We start from the raw sequence: 517 nt of genomic DNA, 5'->3' as shown, positions 1-517 counted from the left end.
TCGGGCTACGACGACCAGACGCATCTGGCTCACCTAACGCCATTCGTTCTAATCGAATGTCCTTCACGCGGCCGTTTTCATCCGCAATGTTTTCCGCCGGATTCGTTAAGAAATGGAACTTCACGCCCTCATGTTCAGCTTCGACGATTTCGTAGTCTTCGGCCGGCATTTCGTCGCGAGTTCGACGATAGATCAAAGTGGTATCGGCACCCGCACGACGCGCCGTACGCGCACAGTCGATCGCAGTGTTACCACCACCAATCACGGCAACTTTTCTGCCCGTCGCGTAGTTTTGTTCTGTAACGTAATCTTTCAGGTAATCAACACCGAGATAACAGCCGTCCAAGTCGCTACCAAGATAATTCATTTCTACCGCTTGAGACGCCCCCACAGCCAAACAGACGGCATCGTAGTCTTCACTCAATTGAGACAGCGTGAAATCAACCCCAAGCTTTTTGTTGGTTTCAACTTGCATGCCGTTGCGGCACATCAGTTCGATTTCTTTGTCTAGAATGTC

At 50.7% G+C, this 517-nt stretch carries 1 protein-coding gene; it reads right to left on the bottom strand.

Going from position 1 to position 517, the window contains the following annotated elements; all coding sequences use genetic code 11:
• The coding region (locus R7Q09_RS28410) for an FAD-dependent oxidoreductase (RefSeq protein WP_318144241.1) at window positions 1-517 on the bottom strand (517 nt) is incomplete at both ends.

It is taken from the genome of Vibrio sp. 2130-1, assembly GCF_033339515.1.
This window is presented reverse-complemented; position numbering and strand designations above follow the sequence as displayed.